Source organism: Paenibacillus sp. MZ03-122A, from assembly GCF_024213325.1.
GTDB lineage: Bacteria > Bacillota > Bacilli > Paenibacillales > Paenibacillaceae > Paenibacillus > Paenibacillus polymyxa_B.
Map to the genome: position 1 here is coordinate 1 of NZ_JANAVI010000036.1, position 4,279 is coordinate 4,279.

Consider the following 4,279-nt stretch of genomic DNA (forward strand, 5'->3'; position numbering starts at 1 on the left):
TGAGCAGTCTGGAACTGCTGATCACCAGCTCGGATAGCTGCAGTGTGACGGATTATCGGGTGCTGCAAGAACGGTTTGGCGCAGATATCCGTATTATGAACAGTTACGGCGTCACGGAAGCGGCGATTGACTCCAGCTTCTACGACGAAGAATTGTCGAAGCTGCCAAGCAGCGGCAATGTGCCGATTGGTCAGGCGTGGCTGAACGCCCGCTTCTACATCGTGGACAGCCAGCTGAATCCGGTGCCGATCGGCGTACTGGGCGAGCTGTGCATTGGCGGAGCCGGGGTGGCACGAGGCTACCTGAATCGTGCAGATCTGACCGCCGAGAAATTCGTAGCGAACCCGTACGTACCGGGTGAACGATTGTACCGCACAGGCGATTTGGCGCTGTGGATGCCGGATGGCAATGTGGACTTTATCGGCCGGATGGATGATCAGGTCAAAATCCGGGGCTTCCGGATTGAACTGGGCGAGGTGGAAGCACAGCTGCTGACCGTGGACGGTATTCAGAAAGCCATCGTCACCGCCTGGGAAAACGAAGATGGAGACAAGGATTTGTGTGCGTATGTCGTAGCTTCTGATGCGCTGAATTTGCCCGAGCTGCGCAACCTGCTGCAGCCCAAGCTGCCGGGGTATATGATCCCGACATATGTCGTACAACTGGATCATTTCCCGCTGACACCAAACGGGAAAATTGACCGCAAAGCGTTGCCTGCGCCGGAAGCGCGCTTTGAAGGAGGCACAGCGTACGTGGCACCGCGGACACTGCTGGAAGAGCAGTTGGTACGTATTTGGCAAAGTGTTCTGAATCATCCGCAGATCGGTATTAAGGACCATTTCTTTGAAGTCGGAGGACATTCTCTGCGCGCGACAACCCTGATGGCGAAAATCCATCAGGAGCTGAATTACAAGCTGGCGCTGCGAGATATTTTCCAATATCCGACGATTGAGCAACTGGTGCAGGTGATGGGAGAAGTTCAGACACAGCAAACGTATGTATCCATCCCTGTTGCGGAGGAACGTGCATATTATCCGGTTTCCTCGGCGCAAAAACGGATGTACGTGCTGAGTCATCTGGAAGGCGGAGAGGTTAGCTACAATATGCCGGGCGCTTTGATTATTGAAGGTTCCTTGGATAAAACGCGACTGGAGCAAGCCTTCCGCCAGCTGATTGTCCGTCATGAAGCCCTGCGAACCCGATTCGACATGGTGGATGGCGAGGTGATTCAACGGATTGAATCGGGCGTCGCATTCAACGTGGAGCATGTGCAGGCAAGCGAAGAAGAGACCCAGCAGTACGCACAGGACTTTGTACGTGCATTTGATCTCGCACAAGCACCATTGCTGCGGGTTCAGCTGGTGGAAACCGGACCGGAGCGTCACGTCATGCTCTATGACATGCACCATATTATTTCGGATGGCGTGACTGAAGGAATTATCGTGCAGGAGTTCTCTCAATTGTATGAAGGCAAGGAACTGCCGCCCCTGCGCATCCAGTACAAGGACTATGCGGTTTGGCAGCATGCCGATTTGCAAAGTGAACGTCTTCGTGAGCAGGAAAGCTACTGGCTGAACACGATGGCTGGTGACATTCCAGCACTGGATATGCCAACGGATTTTATAAGACCAGCCGTACAGCGTCTAGAAGGAGATCGATTGGAATTTGCGATCAGCTTGGAGGACAGCGAGCAGTTGAGACAGCTGGCCGCGCAAACCGGCTCCACCTTATACATGGTGTTGCTAGCAGCATATAGCACGCTCTTGCATAAATATTCGGGGCAGGAGGACATTATCGTCGGCACGCCGATTGCCGGAAGACCGCATGCGGAACTGGAGGGCTTGGTAGGCGTATTCCTCAACACGCTGGCGATCCGCAATTATCCGTCTGGCGACAAAACGTTCCTGAATTATCTGCAAGAGGTCAAAGAGCATGCGCTCAGTGCATATGAGCATCAGGACTATCCTTTTGAAGAACTGGTAGAAAAGCTGAATTTAACGCGGGATACGAGCCGGAATGCGCTGTTTGACACGATGTTTGAGCTGAAAACATTTGAACAGCAGGAGTTCGAGCTGGAGGGTCTGACCTTTAAAACGTATTCGACGGACAATCCTACGGCCAAATTTGATCTGACCTTGGATGCAGTGGAGCAGCCGGAAGGCATTCTGTGCAGTCTGGAATACAGCACGGCACTATACAAGGCTGAGACCATCGGGCGATTGGCACAGCATTTTACCGAACTCGTACGTGCAATTACCCTGTATCCGCAGCAGCCACTGGCAGCTTTGGAGATGGTGACCGTCGAGGAGAAGGCACAAATCATCTACGGTTTTGGAGATGTGGGAGTATCGGATGTTGCTGCTGAAGCAGGAGCTTTGTTCCATACCTATGTGGAAGAACAGGCGCAGCTTATACCGGATCACGTGGCGGTGGTGTACGAGGAACAACAACTGACGTACCGCACACTCAACGAGCGTGCGAACCAATTGGCCCGTAGACTGCGAAATGAAGGCATTGGACGCGAGTCGATTATCGGCATTTTGAGTGAACGTTCGGTAGACATGCTGGTCGGCGTATTGGCGGTGTGGAAAGCTGGAGGCGCGTATGTGCCGCTAGATGCAGACTATCCGTCCGAACGCATTCGTTTCATGCTGGAGGATAGCGGTGCGACGGTACTGTTGACCCAAACGGGCTTACAGGAGCGTGCACAGGTATGGCTGGATGAAAGCAAAACTACATCCGAATCCGCAGCGGGTTTGCGTCTGCATACCGTACTGGCGTTGGACGATGAGTCGTTGTACACCGGGGATACCACAGACGTCAATCACATCAATGAACCGCAGGATCTAGCGTATGTGATCTACACCTCCGGGACAACGGGACGTCCGAAGGGCGTCATGATTGAGCATCGCAGTTTGGTGAATACGGCTGCAGCTTATCGCCGGGATTACCGTCTGAACCAGTTCCCGGTACGGTTGTTGCAACTGGCGAGCTTCTCCTTCGACGTGTGCGTCGGGGATATTGCGCGGACGCTCTATAACGGCGGAACGATGGTTATCTGTCCGAAAGATGATCGCATCGACCCAAGCCGTCTATATGGATGGATTCGCGACTACCAGATTACGGTGTTCGAATCGACCCCGGCCCTGATCGTACCGTTTATGCAGCATGTGCATGAACAGAGACTGGACATGAGCAGTCTGGAATTGCTGATTACCAGCTCGGATAGCTGCAGCGTGACGGATTACCGGGTGCTGCAAGAACGGTTTGGCGCGGATATCCGCATTATGAACAGTTACGGCGTCACGGAAGCGGCGATTGACTCCAGCTTCTACGACGAAGAGCTGTCGAAGCTGCCAAGCAGCGGCAATGTGCCGATTGGCCAGGCGTGGCTGAACGCCCGCTTCTACATTGTGGACAGCCAGTTGAATCCGGTGCCAATCGGTGTACTGGGCGAGCTGTGCATTGGCGGTGCCGGGGTAGCACGAGGCTACCTGAATCGTGCGGACCTGACAGCCGAGAAATTCGTGGTCAATCCGTTCGTGCCAGGTGAACGATTGTACCGTACAGGTGACTTGGCGCGGTGGATGCCGGACGGCAATGTGGACTTTATCGGCCGGATGGATTATCAAGTGAAAATCCGGGGCTACCGGATCGAGCTGGGCGAGATTGAAACGGCGATCCAGCGGGTGCCGGGCGTGCGTCAAGCGGTAGTCATCGACCGGACGGATGAGCGTGGACACAAGTACTTGTGCGGATACATCACGGGAGAAGCTGAGCTGCGGATTGAGGAGGTACAGGCCGAACTGGAAGCCGGGCTGCCAGCACATATGGTGCCTGCACGTTTGATGCGACTGGAGACGATCCCCCTGACGAGCAACGGCAAAATCGACCGCAAGGCCTTGCCGGAACCGGAAGGAAGCATCCATACGGGTGCGGCTTATGTCGCACCGCGTACCACGGTGGAGCAAGTACTGGCTGCTGTATGGGCCGGAGTACTCGGCGTGGAAGCGGTAGGCACGCAGGATAACTTCTTTGAACTGGGTGGCGATTCGATCAAGGCCTTGCAAGTATCCTCCCGATTGCTGCAAGCAGGTTATCGACTGGAGATGAAAGACCTGTTCAGTCATCCAACCGTGTCTGCCTTGGCACTGAAAGTCCAATCGGTGACCCGAATGGCGGATCAGAGCGAAGTGGTGGGCGCTGTGAAACTGACACCCGTTCAACAATGGTTCTTTGAGCAGAACCTGACGGATGCTCATCATCATAACCAGTCCAT

General features: G+C 54.4%; 1 protein-coding gene. It reads left to right on the forward strand.

Translation table 11 applies throughout. The annotated features are described in order from the left end of the window. A partial coding sequence (locus NLX74_RS25395; protein WP_254330918.1) for an amino acid adenylation domain-containing protein occupies positions 1-4,279 on the forward strand: 4,279 nt, incomplete at both ends.